Origin of the sequence: Enterobacter sp. RHBSTW-00975 (genome assembly GCF_013615235.1) — a bacterium.
GTDB classification, from domain to species: domain Bacteria; phylum Pseudomonadota; class Gammaproteobacteria; order Enterobacterales; family Enterobacteriaceae; genus Enterobacter; species Enterobacter ludwigii.
In genome coordinates this window covers 2717450-2734009 of sequence record NZ_CP055883.1, presented here as the reverse complement: position 1 = coordinate 2734009, position 16560 = coordinate 2717450, and the positions used below count along the sequence as shown (strand labels likewise).

At 55.5% G+C, this 16560-nt stretch carries 17 protein-coding genes and 1 pseudogene; 9 read left to right on the top strand and 9 right to left on the bottom strand.

The window, feature by feature from the left end; translation table 11 throughout:
• Positions 1-5: 5 nt before the first annotated feature.
• From HV340_RS13080 to pabB, 4 genes and pseudogenes are all read right to left on the bottom strand, one after another.
• Positions 6-1605: pseudogene (locus HV340_RS13080) on the bottom strand (EAL domain-containing protein).
• Positions 1606-1745: 140 nt separating this feature from the next.
• Positions 1746-3110: an L-serine ammonia-lyase gene (gene sdaA / locus HV340_RS13075; protein WP_020883424.1), complete on the bottom strand. Its 1365-nt coding sequence runs from the start codon at positions 3108-3110 to the stop codon at positions 1746-1748.
• A 184-nt stretch (positions 3111-3294) separates the two neighbouring features.
• Positions 3295-3873: a CoA pyrophosphatase gene (locus HV340_RS13070; RefSeq protein ID WP_014170594.1), complete on the bottom strand. Its 579-nt coding sequence runs from the start codon at positions 3871-3873 to the stop codon at positions 3295-3297.
• Positions 3874-3879: 6 nt separating this feature from the next.
• A complete protein-coding gene (gene pabB / locus HV340_RS13065) occupies positions 3880-5226 on the bottom strand; it encodes an aminodeoxychorismate synthase component 1 (RefSeq protein WP_181216019.1) in 1347 nt (448 codons plus the stop codon).
• A gap of 61 nt (positions 5227-5287) precedes the next feature.
• Here pabB and HV340_RS13060 point away from each other — a divergent pair, with 61 nt between their 5' ends.
• Complete coding sequence (locus HV340_RS13060) at positions 5288-5470, top strand: YoaH family protein (protein ID WP_020883426.1); 183 nt, start codon at positions 5288-5290, stop codon at positions 5468-5470.
• Positions 5471-5476: 6 nt separating this feature from the next.
• Here HV340_RS13060 and HV340_RS13055 read toward each other — a convergent pair whose 3' ends face one another.
• Positions 5477-5821, bottom strand: coding sequence for a RidA family protein (locus HV340_RS13055; RefSeq protein WP_014170591.1), 345 nt, complete (start codon positions 5819-5821; stop codon positions 5477-5479).
• Positions 5822-5952: 131 nt separating this feature from the next.
• On the opposite strand from HV340_RS13055, the gene HV340_RS13050 reads away from it, so the two are divergent.
• The 5 genes from HV340_RS13050 to rnd all read left to right on the top strand — a co-directional run bounded on the left by HV340_RS13050 (position 5953) and on the right by rnd (position 12331).
• Positions 5953-7863, top strand: a complete 1911-nt coding sequence (locus tag HV340_RS13050; protein WP_040017764.1) for an ATP-dependent DNA helicase — start codon at positions 5953-5955, stop codon at positions 7861-7863.
• A 66-nt stretch (positions 7864-7929) separates the two neighbouring features.
• Positions 7930-8625, top strand: coding sequence for a tRNA (adenosine(37)-N6)-threonylcarbamoyltransferase complex dimerization subunit type 1 TsaB (gene tsaB / locus HV340_RS13045; protein ID WP_181216018.1), 696 nt, complete (start codon positions 7930-7932; stop codon positions 8623-8625).
• A gap of 37 nt (positions 8626-8662) precedes the next feature.
• Entirely contained in the window at positions 8663-9244 is a 582-nt protein-coding gene (locus HV340_RS13040; RefSeq protein ID WP_020883430.1) for a Slp family lipoprotein, read from the top strand.
• Positions 9245-9446: 202 nt separating this feature from the next.
• On the top strand, positions 9447-11132 hold the full coding sequence (gene fadD, locus HV340_RS13035) for a long-chain-fatty-acid--CoA ligase FadD (protein ID WP_032669980.1): 1686 nt from the start codon (positions 9447-9449) through the stop codon (positions 11130-11132).
• 83 nt (positions 11133-11215) lie between these two features.
• On the top strand, positions 11216-12331 hold the full coding sequence (rnd, locus tag HV340_RS13030) for a ribonuclease D (protein WP_181216551.1): 1116 nt from the start codon (positions 11216-11218) through the stop codon (positions 12329-12331).
• A gap of 78 nt (positions 12332-12409) precedes the next feature.
• Here the strand turns inward: rnd and minE are convergent, their stop codons facing one another.
• From minE to minC, 3 genes are read right to left on the bottom strand one after another with little or no spacing between them, the layout of a single operon-like run.
• Complete coding sequence (gene minE, locus HV340_RS13025) at positions 12410-12679, bottom strand: cell division topological specificity factor MinE (RefSeq protein WP_008500504.1); 270 nt, start codon at positions 12677-12679, stop codon at positions 12410-12412.
• A gap of 3 nt (positions 12680-12682) precedes the next feature.
• Positions 12683-13495 carry a septum site-determining protein MinD gene (minD, locus tag HV340_RS13020; RefSeq protein ID WP_014170584.1) on the bottom strand — a complete coding sequence of 271 codons (813 nt, stop codon included), beginning with the start codon at positions 13493-13495 and terminating at the stop codon, positions 12683-12685.
• Positions 13496-13518: 23 nt separating this feature from the next.
• Positions 13519-14226: a septum site-determining protein MinC gene (minC, locus tag HV340_RS13015; RefSeq protein ID WP_020883433.1), complete on the bottom strand. Its 708-nt coding sequence runs from the start codon at positions 14224-14226 to the stop codon at positions 13519-13521.
• A gap of 124 nt (positions 14227-14350) precedes the next feature.
• Between minC and HV340_RS13010 the strand changes: the two genes are divergently transcribed.
• The 3 genes from HV340_RS13010 (at position 14351) to HV340_RS13000 (ending at position 15870) form a co-directional block, all read left to right on the top strand.
• Entirely contained in the window at positions 14351-14626 is a 276-nt protein-coding gene (locus HV340_RS13010) for a YcgL domain-containing protein (protein ID WP_041162729.1), read from the top strand.
• A gap of 47 nt (positions 14627-14673) precedes the next feature.
• Positions 14674-15333: a fumarylacetoacetate hydrolase family protein gene (locus HV340_RS13005; protein WP_020883435.1), complete on the top strand. Its 660-nt coding sequence runs from the start codon at positions 14674-14676 to the stop codon at positions 15331-15333.
• 93 nt (positions 15334-15426) lie between these two features.
• The gene (locus HV340_RS13000; RefSeq protein ID WP_020883436.1) at positions 15427-15870 is read left to right on the top strand and encodes a YcgN family cysteine cluster protein; all 444 of its coding nucleotides are present in this window, start codon (positions 15427-15429) and stop codon (positions 15868-15870) included.
• Between the two features lie 26 nt (positions 15871-15896).
• Here the strand turns inward: HV340_RS13000 and dsbB are convergent, their stop codons facing one another.
• On the bottom strand, positions 15897-16427 hold the full coding sequence (dsbB, locus tag HV340_RS12995) for a disulfide bond formation protein DsbB (protein WP_020883437.1): 531 nt from the start codon (positions 16425-16427) through the stop codon (positions 15897-15899).
• Between the last annotated feature and the right edge of the window lie 133 nt (positions 16428-16560).

Sequence of the window (16560 nt, the reverse complement as noted above, 5' to 3'; positions counted from 1 at the left end):
TGAGCCTAGCGTAACGGCATCAGCGGAACGATATGCCCGTTACGCGGTGCTGGCGGAGACGAACTCTCCGCCAGCCATTGCGGAAATTCCCTCAGCGGCATAGGCTGCGCAAACAAAAATCCCTGCAGTACCTCTACCCCGTGATGACGCAAATACCGCGCCTGCTCGGGCGTTTCTACCCCTTCAGCCACCAGCTCAATGCTAAGCCGTTGTCCGAGCGCAATGATGATGTCCGTCACCGTGGAGTTCACGGCATCAGTGCCGATAGCGCTAGTAAAGGACTTATCAATTTTCAGCACGTCCGGATGCAGCTTTTCCAGCCACGAGAGTGAGCTATTGCCGGTGCCAAAATCATCAATGGCCAGCTTCACGCCCTGACGGTGCAACTCTCTTACAATGCGATAATCCACGTCCTGCAGCGCGTCACGCTCCGTCAGCTCCACAATCAGCTGCTGGGTGGGATGCGCGCTGAACCAGTAGCGGTTCAGGTCCTGAATGAGCGTTCCATGCCGGAAATGGCTGGCGGCGGCGTTGATGCCAATGTGAAAGCCGGGCGTTGCCGGAAAATAGCCAATCTGACTCACCGTCTCGTTAATGACGTAACGTGTGAGAGGGATAATCAGGTTGTGCTCTTCGGCGAGCGGAATAAAAACGTCCGGGGAGATCCATCCCTGACGGGGGTTGTTCCAGCGCAGCAGGATCTCCACCCCCACGCATTTCTGCGTGCGGGCATTCAGCAGCGGCTGGCAAAACAGCTCGAATTCACGCGCGGCCAGGCCAAGGTTAATTTCCCAGGTAAAACTCATGCGGTTCGCGGTCGCAAGCCAGGCGACGTAACCCATCAGGAGACTGAGCATCAGCGCCAGCGGCAGCTGAGAGGGCAAATATATCAACGCCAGCTCGCTGGCTCCCGGGCCACTGACGGTAATGGTGAACGGGGAAATGGCTGGATTGCTGGCGCAGAACCCTCTCATCATCGTTTATTGTCAGCGAGTCGGAGACATTTTCACCGTAGCGCAGGTATTTATCCCCTACGGTCAGGGCCACATCGGTGATAAGCGGGCGCTGTGGCTCCAGCATCAGGCGAGTGATGAGATCGATATTCACAATCTGCATCACACCATCTTCTCCGCTATCAGAAACCGGATACCACTGGATCAGGATCGGGCTTCCCTTGAGCAAGGATTTGTCGGTGGAGAGCACCAGTTTTGTTTCGGCGGAGGGCAGGGCAGGCTGAATCTCTCGCAACGGGACGTCGCGATTGCCGAAAATACTTGAACAGTAAAGGATACCGTCTTTGACCAGTGCAATTGAGCGCACCGTTTGCAGTGAGGCCGCCTGTTTTCGTAACACTAAATGCGCCTGAGAGCAGGGCGCTCCGACCAGTGCCAGCAGCGGGTTGCGCCCTTTTTCCAGCGGCAATAAGACGTTATCCAGCACGTTGACGGAGTGCGCCGCAAAGTTCAGGGTGTTTTGCTGATTTACGTTACGCTGTGAAATAAAGCGTATACCCAGCGTAATGATGAGCGTAAGAAGCGCAACCATCACGCAGACGATGACGCGTTTTCGGCGATACTTTTTTATGATCCTCTGTGCTGTTTGCATGGGAGGCCGCCCAATACGCCTTCAGCACCAAAAGCCGAGGCAACACAGCAAGTGTAGTGGGGAAATATTAAGTCGACGAGAAAGGGATAAAAATTCGCCCATCGTGGAAGATGGGCGAGAGAGGCGTTGAGGCGAAACGGTTAGTCGCACTGCACCTTTATCGCCAGACCGCCGCGGGAGGTCTCACGATATTTGGCGTTCATGTCTTTACCGGTTTCGTACATGGTCTCGATAACCTTGTCCAGCGAAACGCGTGGCTCGCTGGTACGGCGCATGGCCATACGCGTGGCGTTGATCGCTTTTACCGACGCGATAGCGTTACGTTCAATGCACGGTACCTGCACCTGACCCGCAACCGGATCACAGGTGAGACCGAGGTTATGTTCCATACCGATTTCAGCCGCCACACAGACCTGCTCCGGGCTGGCACCCAGCAGCTCTGCAAGACCGGCCGCGGCCATAGAACAGGCCACGCCCACTTCACCCTGACAGCCCACTTCAGCGCCAGAGATAGACGCATTCATCTTGTACAGCGCACCAATCGCCCCTGCTGCCAGGAAGTAGCGAATGTAGATATCAGGCGTTACGGGTTCAATAAAGTGATCGTAGTAGGCCAGTACCGCCGGAACGATACCGCACGCGCCGTTCGTTGGTGCAGTCACCACCCGGCCACCCGCGGCGTTTTCTTCGTTCACCGCCAGCGCAAACATGTTCACCCAGTCGACCACGTTCATCGGGTCGTTAGAGAATTTGTCTGTGGTGACCAGCATACGGCGCAGTGCAGAGGCGCGACGCGGTACGCGCAGTGGCCCAGGCAATACGCCTTCGGTGTTCATGCCGCGATCGATACAGGCCTGCATGGTTTGCCACACGTTCGCAAAATAGTCTTCAATCTCTTTTTTGCTGTGCAGCGCCAGTTCGTTCTGCATCACCATGCCGGAAAGTGACAGACCGGTTTCATGGCAGTAGTCCAGCATCTCTTTGGCGGACTTGAACGGGTAAGGTACGTTCACATCACCCGTTGTATCTTTGCCGAAGTGTTCCTCATCAACGATAAAACCACCGCCAATGGAGTAATAGGTTTTGCTGTAGATCACTTTGTCGCCGTTAAAGGCGTGGATCTGCATACCGTTTTCATGCAGGGAGAGGTTATCGCTACGAAAACGCATGCCGTCATCATGCGGGAAATCCACTTCATGCTGACCGTTTGCCAGCAGCAGGCGGCCGCGCGTTTCCACGTCGCGGATAAATGCCGGAATGGCATCAATATCTACGGTATCCGGCATATTGCCCGCCAGACCCATAATAATGGCGATATCGGTGTGGTGGCCTTTACCCGTTAATGACAGTGAGCCGTAAACATCCACGGCGACACGGGTAACGCTTTCCAGTAATCCTTTTTCGACCAGATCATCGACGAACTGTTTACCGGCCTTCATCGGGCCAACAGTATGGGAAGACGAAGGGCCAATTCCCACTTTGAACATGTCGAATATACTAATCACTTTCACACTCCTGACAGGGTTACCGGGGTTCCAGTAACGATGTTATAACTGCGCATAGTGTAAGAGGGAAGACCGACCTCGGCTTAACTATTCACATGAATTAAACTAATGGTTAACGATGGTTTTGCTAATAGCGCGACGCCGATCGCAAACCTGGCAGAAGAGGGTGGAATGTAAAGTATAGTCAAGGCTTCAGGCCGATTTGCAGCGCCAGTTCACGAATGATGCCCGCCGTCATGCCCCAGACAAAATAATGCTGATACCAGGACAACCACACCCGGTGCGCATGACCCCGACGCTGGATATCCAGCGGATGATAACGCCCGAGCCGGAGGGCCTCTTCCAGCGGCATCTCAAATACCGCAGACACTTCATCGACGCTGGCGTGATATTGCAGATCCGGCGGGATAATGCCGACCACCGGTGTGACCTGAAAACCGGTCACGCTGTCGACCGGCGGCAGCACGCCAATGATCTCAACCGCTTCAGGCGGAATGGCGACCTCTTCCTGGGCTTCGCGCAGCGCGGCGGCAATCAGCGAGGCGTCAGAACTGTCCACGGCACCGCCCGGAAAGGCGACCTGACCGGCGTGCTTACGTAAATGTGGCGAACGCTGGGTGAGCAGCAGGCCCGGCTGCTCACGACGGACCACCGGGATCAACACCGCTGCCTGACGTTGATTCAGGGCTTCGCGGCTCACGTTGGGCCGCAAAAGCTGAAAGCGCGACAGAAAATCATCCAGCGTCAGGTTCTCTTTTTCCACCCGTCATTACTCCAGTTGTTTCAGGATACGGTTAACTTTATCAAAGGTTTCCTGATATTCCGCATCGACCTGGCTATCAGCAACAATTCCGCCCCCTGCGGAACAGTACAGATTCCCGTTACAGGCGGTCAGCGTTCGAATGGTGATGCTGGTATCCAGCGTACCGCAGAGACTGATATAGCCAATGCTGCCGCACCAGGCGTTTCGACGATGCGGTTCCAGCTCATCGATTATTTGCATTGCCCGCACTTTAGGCGCGCCGGTTATCGAGCCTCCCGGGAACGCGGCGCGAAGCAGATCGCAGGCCGTGCGCGAGGCGGGCAGTTGCGCGGTAATGGTGCTGACCAGGTGATGCACCGCGGGGAACGGCTCGACGACAAACAGTTCAGGGACACGCACGCTTCCCGGTACAGCGACCCGGCCAATGTCGTTACGCATGAGGTCGACAATCATCAGGTTTTCAGCGCGATCTTTTAACGAGGCCGCCAGTTTTTCCGCCTGCTGGCGGTCGGCAACAGGATCGGCCAGGCGGGGAAGCGTGCCTTTGATCGGTCGCGTCTGAATAGTGCCATCGGCAAGATGAATAAAACGCTCGGGCGAGAGGCTCAGGATAGCGCCCTGTTCCAGGCGCAGAAATGCACTGAACGGTGCCCGGTTACTGGCGTTGAGGCGGGTAAATGCCTGCCACTCATCGCCTTCACAGGTTGCCTGAAAACGCTGAGCAAGGTTGACCTGATAGCAATCACCGCTCTGCAGATAGCCCTGAACCCGCTCAAACTTCGCGGCGTACTCCTGCGCGGTCATGTTGGCGCGCCACGCAGAGGTCAGGTGGAAATCCGCTGTTGCGACGGGGACCTGTGCCTCAAGCCAGGCAAGCCGGGCGGACACATCCTGATGGCTGAGCAGAGAGACCGCCTGCTTGTGGTGATCGACGATTATTGCCCAGTCGTAAAGCCCCACCGCCATATCCGGCAGCGGAATGTCGTCCTGCGCAGTCTCCGGCAAGGTTTCGAAGCGGCGACCTAAATCATAGCCGAACAAGCCCAGCGCACCTCCCTGGAAGGGAAGGTCGGGATTTTGCGGAACGGTTAAGCCCAGCGCGTCCAGCGCCTGCTGAAGTAATGACAGCGGATCGTCCGTTGACTGCGTTTCGCCCGTCGTAGTCACATTCCCTTGTGTTATCAGGGTCTGCAGAGGGTCGGCAACCAGAATATCAAAGCGGCTATAGGGATGATCCGCATAACCGGAGTGCAGCAACATCGCAAAAGGAAGATGGCTGAGGCGGGCAAACCAGAATTCCGCGGCGTCTGAACGCCAGGGTAATGAAATGACTGTAGGGGGTAACGGGTTCATGTGTGGCATACTACCGGGCAGCGTGAAATAATTAGCGCGGATAATTTAGCAGGAGTTGACAATGTTTGCAGGTTTACCTTCTCTGAGCCATGACCAGCAGCAGAAAGCGGTTGAGCGTATTCAGGAACTGATGTCCCAGGGGATGAGCAGCGGACAGGCGATCACGCAAGTTGCTAATGAACTTCGCGCCACCCACACCGGCGAGCGGATCGTGGCGCGTTTTGAGGATGATGAAGAGGAGTAATCCGGCTTAAACCGCCGCGATAATCTTAATTTCGACTTTGTATTCCGGCTTCATCAGCGTCGCCTGTACGGTACACCGTACGGGCGCATGTCCCGCCACAACCCAGGCATCCCAGGCTTTATTCATCGCCGCAAAATCGTCTTTACTGGCAAGAAAAATGGTCGCATCCAGAATGCGTGATTTGTCGCTGCCTTGCTTTTCCAGCACGGCGTCAATCTGCGCCAGCGTATTCGCCGTCTGTTCGAAGGCATCTGCGTCGAGATTTTCCGGTACACCGGTGTAGTAGAGCGTCTGGTTATGGATGACCACATCAGACCAGCGTGCTTCGGCATCAATGCGCACAATTGTCATAAACGTTTCCTCGTTATTTTCATGTCAGTCGGCAAGACTGCCATATTGTACTCCCCTCGTCACTATTTGGGGTGGCACTGGAGAGGATGGGCTGACATAATCCCTGTGCAAAAATACAGTGAGAGAGCAACGTGGCAGACGATTTTTCCCCAGAAGGTCAGTTAGCACAGGCGATTCCCGGTTTTAAACCGCGTGAACCCCAGCGGCAGATGGCGCATGCCGTGGCCCGCGCAATCGACACCGCGCAGCCGCTGGTGGTGGAAGCCGGTACCGGCACGGGCAAAACCTATGCCTACCTGGCGCCAGCGCTGCGGGCTAAAAAGAAAGTGATCATCTCCACCGGGTCTAAAGCGCTGCAGGACCAGCTTTACAGCCGCGATCTGCCCACGGTTGCCAACGCCCTGAAGTATAAAGGCCGCCTGGCGTTGCTGAAAGGCCGCTCCAACTACCTCTGCCTGGAACGGCTTGAGCAGCAGGCGCTGGCGGGCGGTGATCTGCCGGTGCAGACGCTCAGCGATGTCATTATTCTTCGCGCCTGGGCCAATCAGACGGAGGAGGGGGATATCAGCACCTGCGCGAGCGTGCCGGAAGACTCTCCCGCCTGGCCGCTGGTCACCAGTACCAACGACAACTGCCTGGGGAGCGACTGCCCGCTGTATAAAGATTGTTTTGTGGTGAAAGCGCGTAAAACCGCCATGGATGCGGATGTCGTGGTGGTAAACCACCATCTCTTCCTTGCCGATATGGTGGTTAAAGATAGCGGCTTTGGCGAACTGATCCCGGAAGCGGACGTGATGATCTTCGATGAAGCCCACCAGCTTCCTGACATCGCCAGCCAGTATTTTGGCCAGTCGCTCTCCAGCCGCCAGCTGCAGGACTTAGCGAAAGATTTCACCATTGCCTACCGCACCGAGTTAAAAGATACCCAACAGCTGCAGAAGTGTGCTGACCGCCTGGCGCAAAGTGCGCAGGATTTTCGCCTGCAACTGGGTGAGCCGGGCTATCGCGGTAATCTGCGTGAGCTGCTGGCAGACAAAAATATCCAGCGCGCGCTGTTGCTGCTCGATGATGCCCTTGAGCTTTGTTACGACGTGGCGAAACTATCGCTCGGCCGTTCCGCACTGCTGGATGCCGCCTTCGAGCGCGCCACGCTCTATCGGGCACGCCTCAAACGGCTGAAAGAGATAAACCAGCCGGGGTTCAGCTACTGGTATGAATGCACCTCCCGCCATTTCACACTGGCCCTGACGCCGCTGACGGTGGCGGATAAATTCAAAGAGGTGATGGCGCAAAAACCGGGAAGCTGGATCTTCACGTCGGCAACCCTTTCGGTGAATGACGATCTACACCACTTTACCGGGCGTCTGGGGATTGAGCAGGCGGAGTCGCTGCTGCTGCCCAGCCCGTTTGATTATGAAAAACAGGCGTTGCTCTGCGTTCCGCGTAATCTGCCTTTGCCTAACCAGCCCGGCGCGGCGCGCCTGCTGGCGGCAATGCTCAGGCCGATGATCGAGGCCAACAACGGCCGCTGTTTTATGCTCTGCACCTCCCACGCGATGATGCGCGATCTGGCGGAACAGTTCCGCGCCACCATGACTTTGCCGGTTCTGCTTCAGGGTGAGACCAGCAAAGGGCAACTGTTACAGCAGTTTGTCAGTGCCGGTAACGCCCTGCTGGTAGCCACCAGCAGCTTCTGGGAAGGGGTGGACGTGCGGGGAGATACCCTGTCACTGGTGATCATTGATAAACTGCCGTTTACTTCGCCGGACGATCCGCTGCTGAAGGCACGTATGGAAGACTGCCGTTTGCGCGGCGGCGATCCTTTTGATGAGGTCCAGCTACCGGACGCGGTGATCACCCTTAAACAAGGGGTAGGGCGCCTGATTCGCGACACAGACGACCGCGGCGTGCTGGTCATATGCGATAACCGGCTGGTGATGCGCCCTTACGGTGCGACCTTCCTTGCCAGCTTGCCGCCCGCGCCGCGCACGCGGGACATTAAACGCGCGGTTCGCTTCCTGGCAAACCCAACGGCGGAGTAATTTGCCCGTGAGTATGCTAAGATGCGCGCCATTTTGTGACTGACCATTGCGAGAGCGCGACGACTGATGCGAATTCTGGCTATTGATACCGCGACAGAGGCCTGTTCTGTTGCTCTGTTGAACGACGGTGCTATCTCTGCTCATTTCGAAGAGTGCCCACGAGAACACACCCAACGCATTCTGCCTCTGGTTAAAGAGATTTTAACCCGGGGCAACACCACCTTAACCGACCTCGACGCACTGGCCTTTGGCCGTGGCCCCGGCAGCTTTACGGGCGTACGCATTGGAATTGGCATTGCGCAGGGGCTGGCGCTGGGCGCAGAACTGCCGATGATCGGTGTTTCCACGCTGTCAACCATGGCGCAGGGCGCATGGCGCATGACCGGTGCAACGCGCGTTCTGGCGGCCATTGACGCCCGAATGGGAGAAGTTTACTGGGCAGAATACACCCGCGATGAAAACGGCATCTGGCACGGTGAAGAGACCGAGGCTGTCCTCAAGCCGGAAGCGGTGACCGAGCGGCTGAAACAGCTGTCCGGCGAGTGGGCGACAGTAGGCACCGGCTGGCCGGCATGGCCAGAGATGGCTAACGGCACCGGGATCACGCTGACAGACGGAAACATGCTTCTGCCCGCCGCAGAGGATATGCTTCCCATCGCCTGTCAACTGCTTGAGGCGGGCAAAACCGTGGCCGTTGAACATGCGGAGCCGGTTTATTTGCGAAACACCGTCGCGTGGAAGAAACTTCCAGGCCGGGAATGAATCTCAGTAACAGGAACTGAGAAAAAGGAGTCGCATCATGGCGGTTCAGACTAAAGTTGTACGCCTTTTTATGGCAGGCGCAGTGGCCATAGCACTGAGCGGATGCGTTTCCGTTCCTGATGCGATTAAGGGCAGCAGCCCCACGCCACAGCAGGATCTGGTTCGTGTGATGAATGCGCCTGAGCTTTACGTCGGTCAGGAAGCGCGCTTTGGCGGCAAGGTTATCGAGGTGCAAAACCAGCAGGGGAAAACCCGTCTGGAGATTGCCACCGTTCCGCTGGATAGCGGTGCGCGGCCCATCCTTGGCGAACCTTCCCGTGGGCGTATTTATGCCGACGTTGGCGGTTTTCTCGACCCGGTCGATTTTCGCGGACAGCTGGTCACCGTCGTCGGCCCGATTACCGGTTCGGTAGAGGGCAAAGTCGGCAACACGCCGTATAAATTTATGACCATGCAGGTCAACGGGTATAAGCGCTGGCGGCTGACACAGCAGGTCATCATGCCACCTCAGCCGATGGATCCGTGGATGTGGGGTCCACATCCTTATCGGTATGGCTACCCGGGCTGGGGCTGGTATAACCCGGGGCCTGCACAGGTTCAGACAATCGTTACTGAGTAACTCCCTGTAATTGTTAGAAAAGAGACAGCGGCTCAGCCGCTGTCTCTGTTTTTTACGAATAAAACGAAAAAAAAGAGTGACGCGCTTCGCAACCTTAAATCTGAACAATTAATAAACTGGTACGCTGAGTTAATATAATGTTAACAAACTGTTTATTATCGGGGTTGTGATGACGACGAACACTCATTTCAGAGGTGATGCATTGAAGAAGGTTTGGCTTAACCGTTATCCCGCAGATGTTCCTGCCGAGATCAATCCTGACCGTTATCAATCCCTGGTTGAATTGTTTGAACACTCGGTAAGGCGTTACGCAGACCAGCCTGCTTTTGTGAATATGGGCGAGGTCATGACGTTCCGTAAACTTGAGGAGCGTAGTCGGGCGTTCGCCGCCTATCTGCAGGAAGGGCTGGGGCTGCAAAAAGGGGACCGCGTCGCGCTGATGATGCCGAACCTGCTGCAATACCCGGTGGCGCTGTTCGGTGTCCTGCGTGCCGGGATGATTGTTGTCAACGTTAACCCGCTGTATACGCCGCGGGAGCTGGAGCATCAGCTCAACGACAGCGGTGCCGCCGCCATTGTGATTGTCTCTAACTTTGCCCACACGCTGGAAAAAGTGGTCGACAAAACCCAGGTCAAACACGTCATCCTGACGCGTATGGGGGATCAACTCTCAACCGCCAAAGGGACACTGGTTAACTTTGTCGTCAAATACATCAAACGTCTGGTGCCGAAATACCACCTGCCGGACGCGATCTCCTTCCGCAGTGCGCTGCAGGCGGGCTACCGCATGCAATACGTTAAACCGGAAGTGGTATCAGAAGACCTCGCGTTTCTGCAGTACACCGGCGGCACAACGGGTGTGGCTAAAGGCGCCATGCTGACCCACCGTAACATGCTGGCAAACCTTGAACAGGTGAATGCCACCTACGGACCGTTGCTGCACCACGGAAAAGAGCTGGTGATCACCGCGCTTCCGCTTTATCACATCTTCGCGCTGACCATGAACTGTCTGCTGTTTATTGAGCTGGGTGGTCAAAACGTATTGATCACAAACCCGCGCGATATTCCGGGGCTGGTGAAAGAGCTGGCGAAATATCCGTTCACCGCCATGACCGGGGTGAATACGCTCTTTAACGCGCTGCTCAACAACAAAGAGTTCCAGAAGCTCGATTTCTCCACGCTGCACCTCTCTGCGGGTGGCGGTATGCCGGTTCAACAGGCCGTTGCCGAACGCTGGATGAAACTGACGGGTCAGTATTTACTGGAAGGCTATGGCCTGACGGAGTGCGCCCCGCTGGTCAGTGTGAACCCGCACGATATCGACTATCACAGCGGAAGCATTGGCCTGCCGGTTCCGTCGACCGAAGCCAAACTGGTTGATGATGACGATAACGAAGTGGCGCCAGGTGAACCGGGCGAACTCTGTGTCAAAGGGCCGCAGGTGATGCTGGGCTACTGGCAACGTCCCGATGCGACCGATGAAATTATCAAAGACGGCTGGCTGCACACCGGTGATATCGCCGTGATGGATGAAGAGGGCTTCCTGCGTATCGTCGATCGTAAGAAAGACATGATCCTGGTTTCCGGTTTCAACGTCTACCCGAATGAAATCGAAGATGTGGTGATGCAGCACAGCGGCGTGCTCGAAGTGGCTGCCGTAGGCGTCCCTTCCGGGAGCAGCGGCGAGGCGGTGAAGATTTTTGTGGTCAAAAAAGATCCTTCTCTTACGGAGGAGGCGCTGATCACCTTCTGTCGTCGTCAGCTGACCGGCTATAAGGTGCCGAAGCTGGTTGAGTTTCGCGAGGAACTGCCGAAATCGAATGTCGGAAAGATATTACGACGAGAATTACGTGACGAAGCCCGTGGCAAAGTAGACAATAAGGCCTGAGCTTCACGCTAATCGCCCAGACGCCGGTTAAGCCGGCGTTTTTTATGGGCGCAAACAAAAGAGAATCCGTTTTGAATTACCAGATGATCACGACCAACGACGAGCTGGCTTCGCTGTGCGAAGTGACGCGCGACTTTCCTGCCATTGCCCTGGATACCGAGTTTGTCCGTACCCGGACCTACTATCCGCAGCTGGGGTTGATTCAGATGTACGACGGTAAACACGTGTCGCTGATCGACCCGCTCGGCATTACCGACTGGACGCCGATGCGTGACCTGCTGCTCGATACTGCGGTAACAAAATACCTGCACGCAGGCAGTGAAGATCTGGAAGTCTTTCTGAATACTATTGGCGTCATGCCACAACCGTTGATTGATACGCAGATCCTCGCGGCCTTCAGTAATCGACCGCTCTCATGGGGCTTTGCCGCCATGGTTGAGGAGTATACTGGCCTGACGCTGGATAAAAGCGAATCCCGCACCGACTGGCTGGCACGCCCATTAACCGAGCGTCAACTGGAATACGCGGCGGCAGACGTGTTTTACCTCCTGCCGATTGCCGGCCAGCTGATGAAAGAGGCGGAAGCGTCAGGCTGGTTGCCCGCCGCGCTGGATGAGTGCCGAATGACGCAGCAGCGTCGTCAGGAAGTGGTTGATCCGAAAGAGGCCTGGCGCGATATCAGTAACGCCTGGCAGCTGCGTACGCGTCAGCTGGCGTGTCTGCAGCTGTTAGCGGACTGGCGTTTGCGTAAAGCACGCGAGCGCGATCTGGCCGTTAACTTTGTGGTACGCGAAGAACACCTCTGGGCGGTCGCGCGGTATATGCCGGGCAGCATGGGCGAACTGGACAGCATCGGGCTTTCCGGCAGCGAGATCCGTTTCCACGGTAAAACCCTGCTTGCGCTGGTAGCAAAAGCGCAGGAAATGCCGGACGAAGCACTGCCGGAGCCACTGCTGAATCTGATGGATATGCCGGGCTATCGCAAGGCGTTCAAGGATATCAAAGCGCTGGTGCAGGACGTCGCGACGCAAAGCAAACTGGGCGCGGAACTGCTGGCGTCACGCCGTCAGATTAACCAGCTGCTGAACTGGCACTGGAAGCTGAAACCTCAGAATGGTTTGCCGGAAATGATGGCGGGCTGGCGCGGGGAATTGATGGCCGATCGCCTGAATACTGTGCTGGAAGGTTATCCGCGATAATGAAAATGCCGGGTCATGCTGACATGCCCGGCACATTTCCCCGGCGGCATACGCTTACCGGGGATACACAATCCCGAACTACGGACGTGACTCTTCGGCTTCCGGGAGCGTAACGTTCAGCTCCAGAATCGAAATATCCCCGTCTTTTTGCTCCAGCTGCACCGTGACCATCTCCGGGTCAATCTGCACATACTTACAGATCACTTCCAGGATGTCCTTACGCAGCTGCGGCAGGTAGTGTGGCTCGGCGTCACTACGACGACGCTCCGCAACGATGATTTGCAGTCGTTCTTTTGCGATGTTGGCGGTGTTCTTTTTCCGCGAGAGAAAAAAGTCCAGTAATGCCATAACTTATCCTCCGAACAGGCGTTTGAGGAAACCTTTCTTCTCTTCTTCAATGAAGCGGAAAGGACGTTCTTCTCCCAGCAGACGGTCAACGGTATCCGCGTACGCTTTACCTGCATCTGCCATTGTATCCAGGATCACTGGCTCGCCCTGGTTAGAGGCGCGCAATACGGATTGATCTTCCGGGATCACGCCGACCAGTTTGATGCGCAGGATCTCCAGCACGTCTTCCATGCTAAGCATGTCACCTTTGTTCACGCGACCCGGGTTATAGCGGGTCAGCAGCAGGTGCTCTTTAATGGGTTCTTCGCCATTTTCCGCACGACGCGATTTGGAGGCGAGGATCCCCAGAATACGGTCCGAGTCACGCACGGATGAGACTTCAGGGTTGGTGGTGATGATGGCTTCATCAGCGAAGTAGAGTGCCATCAGGGCGCCCGTTTCGATGCCGGCAGGGGAGTCACAGACAACGAAGTCAAACTCCATTTTTTTCAGCTCGTCGAGCACCTTTTCCACGCCTTCACGGGTCAGGGCGTCTTTATCACGCGTCTGAGAAGCCGGAAGGATGTAGAGGTTTTCGGTGCGCTTGTCTTTAATCAGCGCCTGGTTCAGTGTGGCGTCGCCCTGAATGACGTTCACGAAGTCATAGACCACGCGACGTTCACATCCCATGATCAGGTCGAGGTTACGCAGACCGATATCGAAATCGATAACGACGGTTTTCTTTCCCTTCTGGGCCAAACCAGTAGCGATGGCCGCGCTGGAGGTGGTCTTGCCAACGCCTCCTTTACCCGAAGTAACAACAATAATGCGTGCCATAGAAATTCCTTGTTAAAAAGGGATCAATTCAACGGTTGAACGGTCAACGCGTCGTCTGCCAGTCGCAGACGAGCCGCTTTGCCATAAAATTCGGCTGGGATCTTGTCGCTCAGCCAATATTCACCTGCGATGGACACCAGTTCCGCCGTCAGATGAGTACAAAATATTTGCGCATCCCTGTCACCACTTGCACCCGCGAGCGCACGCCCACGCATCATACCGTATACGTGAATATTGCCATCTGCAATCAGCTCTGCGCCAGCGCTGACGTGGCTTGTAACAATCAGATCACAGTTTGGTGCATAAATGCGCTGACCGGAACGAACCGGCACATCAATCAATCGCGTTTTTGTGACAGGTGTAACGTTTTGCACCGGAGGAGGGGGCGTTTGGACTGCCGCAGGGGCAGGACGCGCGGCTTTTTCTTTGCCTTCGGTCAGAATGGGCAGACCCGCCCGGTCAATTTCTGCTTTTAGCTCAGCATCTTTGCAGCCGCTGATACCGACGATACGCAGCCCGGTCGCGGCCACGGCTTGCTGGAGAAGTTTCCAGTTAACCGGTGCATCCAGACCACTGACATTCACGACGACGGGGGCATGTTTCAGAAAAGCGGGAGCCTGCGCAATTTTGTCTTCTAACGCCTGACGAATAACCTCGGGTTTTGCATCATGCAAATGTACCACTGATAAGGTGAAGCTACTGCCTTTAAGCTCGATTGGCGTGTTTGACATCCTGGCCTTACTCAATTTGCTATTAACCGCAACACCGCCGTTGCGATATTCCGAAGAGTATCAGGCATGTTATAGTCAGGAGTATATTGAGGCAAGCAACCACCCATTAATTCAGAGTAAAAACATGTTTTGTGTGATCTACAGAAGTACAAGTCGTGACCAGACCTATCTTTATGTCGAAAAGAAAGACGATTTTTCGCGCGTACCTGAAGAATTAATGAAGAACTTTGGCCGACCTCAGCTGGCGATGCTGCTGCCGCTGGATGGCCGTAAGAAACTGGTCAACGCCGAACTGGAAAAAGTGAAAACCGCATTAGCGGAGCAAGGCTATTATTTACAGCTCCCGCCACCACCCGAGAATTTATTAAAACAGCATCTTGAGGTGAACGGGAAAAAATAGTCCCGGCTGTTTTCGGGGTTAACACATCAACCGTTTAGGGGTCGTACATGTATCAACATCATAACTGGCAAGGTGCATTACTGGATTATCCCGTCAGCAAAGTGGTCTGCGTAGGCAGTAACTATGCCAAACATATTCAGGAGATGGGCAGCGCGACGCCAGACGAGCCGGTCCTGTTCATCAAGCCAGAAACCGCGCTGTGCGACATTCGCCAGCCGCTGGCGCTGCCGCAGGGGTTGGGGTCGGTGCATCATGAAGTGGAGCTGGCCGTGCTGATTGGCGCGACGCTGCGTCAGGCCTCCGAAGAGCATGTGCAAAAGGCGATTGCCGGATACGGTGTCGCGCTCGACCTGACCCTGCGTGATGTTCAGGGCAAAATGAAGAAAGCGGGGCAGCCGTGGGAAAAGGCCAAAGGGTTTGATAACGCTTGCCCGATCTCCGGTTTTATTCCGGTAAGTGAATTTACCGACGATCCGCAGAACACCCCGCTCAGCCTGAAGGTTAACGGCGAGATCCGCCAGCAGGGCACCACGGCAGATATGATCCATAAAATTGTGCCGCTGATTGCCTACATGAGCCGCTTCTTTACCCTGAAACCGGGCGATGTGATCCTCACCGGTACGCCAGAAGGTGTCGGCCCGCTGCAGGCCGGTGACGAACTGGACGTCAGTTTTAACGGTCTGTCACTGAAAACTCGCGTGCTGTAAAAGCATCTTGCCGCCTGAAGAGGGCGGCAAAACTTGCAACAACGTGCCAGACTCGTTATAAGGTGCGCTCTCTTTTGACGTGTGGACATCCTGATGAACAACATTCCTTTCTGGCAAAGCAAAACTCTCGACCAAATGACAGACGTGGAGTGGGAATCGTTGTGTGACGGTTGCGGGCAGTGCTGCCTGCATAAACTGATGGATGAAGATTCGGACGAAATCTATTTCACCAACGTTGCCTGCAAGCAGCTGAACATCAAAACCTGCCAGTGTCGCAACTATGAGCGTCGCTTCGAGTACGAGCCGGATTGCATCAAGCTAACCCGTGAGAACCTGCCCACCTTCGAATGGCTGCCGCATACCTGCGCCTATCGTCTGCTGGCGGAAGGCAAAGACCTGCCAAAATGGCACCCGCTGCTGACGGGCTCCAAAGCAGCGATGCACGGTGAACGCATCTCTGTGCGTCATATTGCGGTGAAAGAGTCAGAGGTACAGGACTGGGAAGATCACATCATGAATCATCCCAACCGTGGATAAGAAAAAACCCGCCGAGGCGGGTTTTTTTACCTGCCAAACAGGTCGCGTTTCTTGGGTTTGAACGGTTGTGCGATGAGCACCAGCAGCGCCACAATGAAGTAGGCCACAAAAATCCCCACCAGCCACTGCGGCATCTCAAGGCTCAGGAATTCCCACTGGCGCACAGAGCAGTCACCGGAAGCAACAAACACCTGCGGCAGCCATTTATCAAGCGGCAGCCAGCTCGGGAAGCGGGCGGCGAAATCACAGGTCATAAAAGGTGACGGATGCAGTTGCATCATGGTGTGCTGCCAGGAGAGCTCAATACCTTTCCAGGCGCTGTACAGCCAGATGGCAATTGCGGCATAGCGTAACGGCGATTTAGGGGCAATCGCACCCACCAGACCCGCACCCATAATGCCGAACAATGCACAGCGTTCGTAAATACAGAGTACGCAAGGCTGAAGTCCCATCACATGCTGGAACCACAGCGCGACCATTTCCAGCGCAAAGGCGGTCAGGGCCATTAACAACCACGCTCCGCGACCGCGAGAGCACTGGTTTAAAAATCTCAACATAATCATTTCCCTGGAACATGCTTAGAAAGCGCAGTGTAAACGAATTCGTTTTTCGCGCCACCTGTACCTGACGAAATAAAACGTAATTGGATGTTTATCGTGCGAAAAGGTAAACGGGCAGCAAGCTGCCCGA

What these genes read in the sequence shown, in the direction of transcription:
- HV340_RS13010 (WP_041162729.1), top strand. Translation starts at nt 14,351, where the DNA reads ATGTTTTGTGTGATCTACAGAAGTACAAGTCGTGACCAGACCTATCTT.
- HV340_RS13060 (WP_020883426.1), top strand. Translation starts at nt 5,288, where the DNA reads ATGTTTGCAGGTTTACCTTCTCTGAGCCATGACCAGCAGCAGAAAGCG.
- HV340_RS13005 (WP_020883435.1), top strand. Translation starts at nt 14,674, where the DNA reads ATGTATCAACATCATAACTGGCAAGGTGCATTACTGGATTATCCCGTC.
- minC (WP_020883433.1), bottom strand. Translation starts at nt 14,226, where the DNA reads ATGTCAAACACGCCAATCGAGCTTAAAGGCAGTAGCTTCACCTTATCA.
- minD (WP_014170584.1), bottom strand. Translation starts at nt 13,495, where the DNA reads ATGGCACGCATTATTGTTGTTACTTCGGGTAAAGGAGGCGTTGGCAAG.
- rnd (WP_181216551.1), top strand. Translation starts at nt 11,216, where the DNA reads ATGATCACGACCAACGACGAGCTGGCTTCGCTGTGCGAAGTGACGCGC.
- pabB (WP_181216019.1), bottom strand. Translation starts at nt 5,226, where the DNA reads ATGAACCCGTTACCCCCTACAGTCATTTCATTACCCTGGCGTTCAGAC.
- minE (WP_008500504.1), bottom strand. Translation starts at nt 12,679, where the DNA reads ATGGCATTACTGGACTTTTTTCTCTCGCGGAAAAAGAACACCGCCAAC.
- tsaB (WP_181216018.1), top strand. Translation starts at nt 7,930, where the DNA reads ATGCGAATTCTGGCTATTGATACCGCGACAGAGGCCTGTTCTGTTGCT.
- dsbB (WP_020883437.1), bottom strand. Translation starts at nt 16,427, where the DNA reads ATGTTGAGATTTTTAAACCAGTGCTCTCGCGGTCGCGGAGCGTGGTTG.
- HV340_RS13040 (WP_020883430.1), top strand. Translation starts at nt 8,663, where the DNA reads ATGGCGGTTCAGACTAAAGTTGTACGCCTTTTTATGGCAGGCGCAGTG.
- HV340_RS13000 (WP_020883436.1), top strand. Translation starts at nt 15,427, where the DNA reads ATGAACAACATTCCTTTCTGGCAAAGCAAAACTCTCGACCAAATGACA.
- HV340_RS13055 (WP_014170591.1), bottom strand. Translation starts at nt 5,821, where the DNA reads ATGACAATTGTGCGCATTGATGCCGAAGCACGCTGGTCTGATGTGGTC.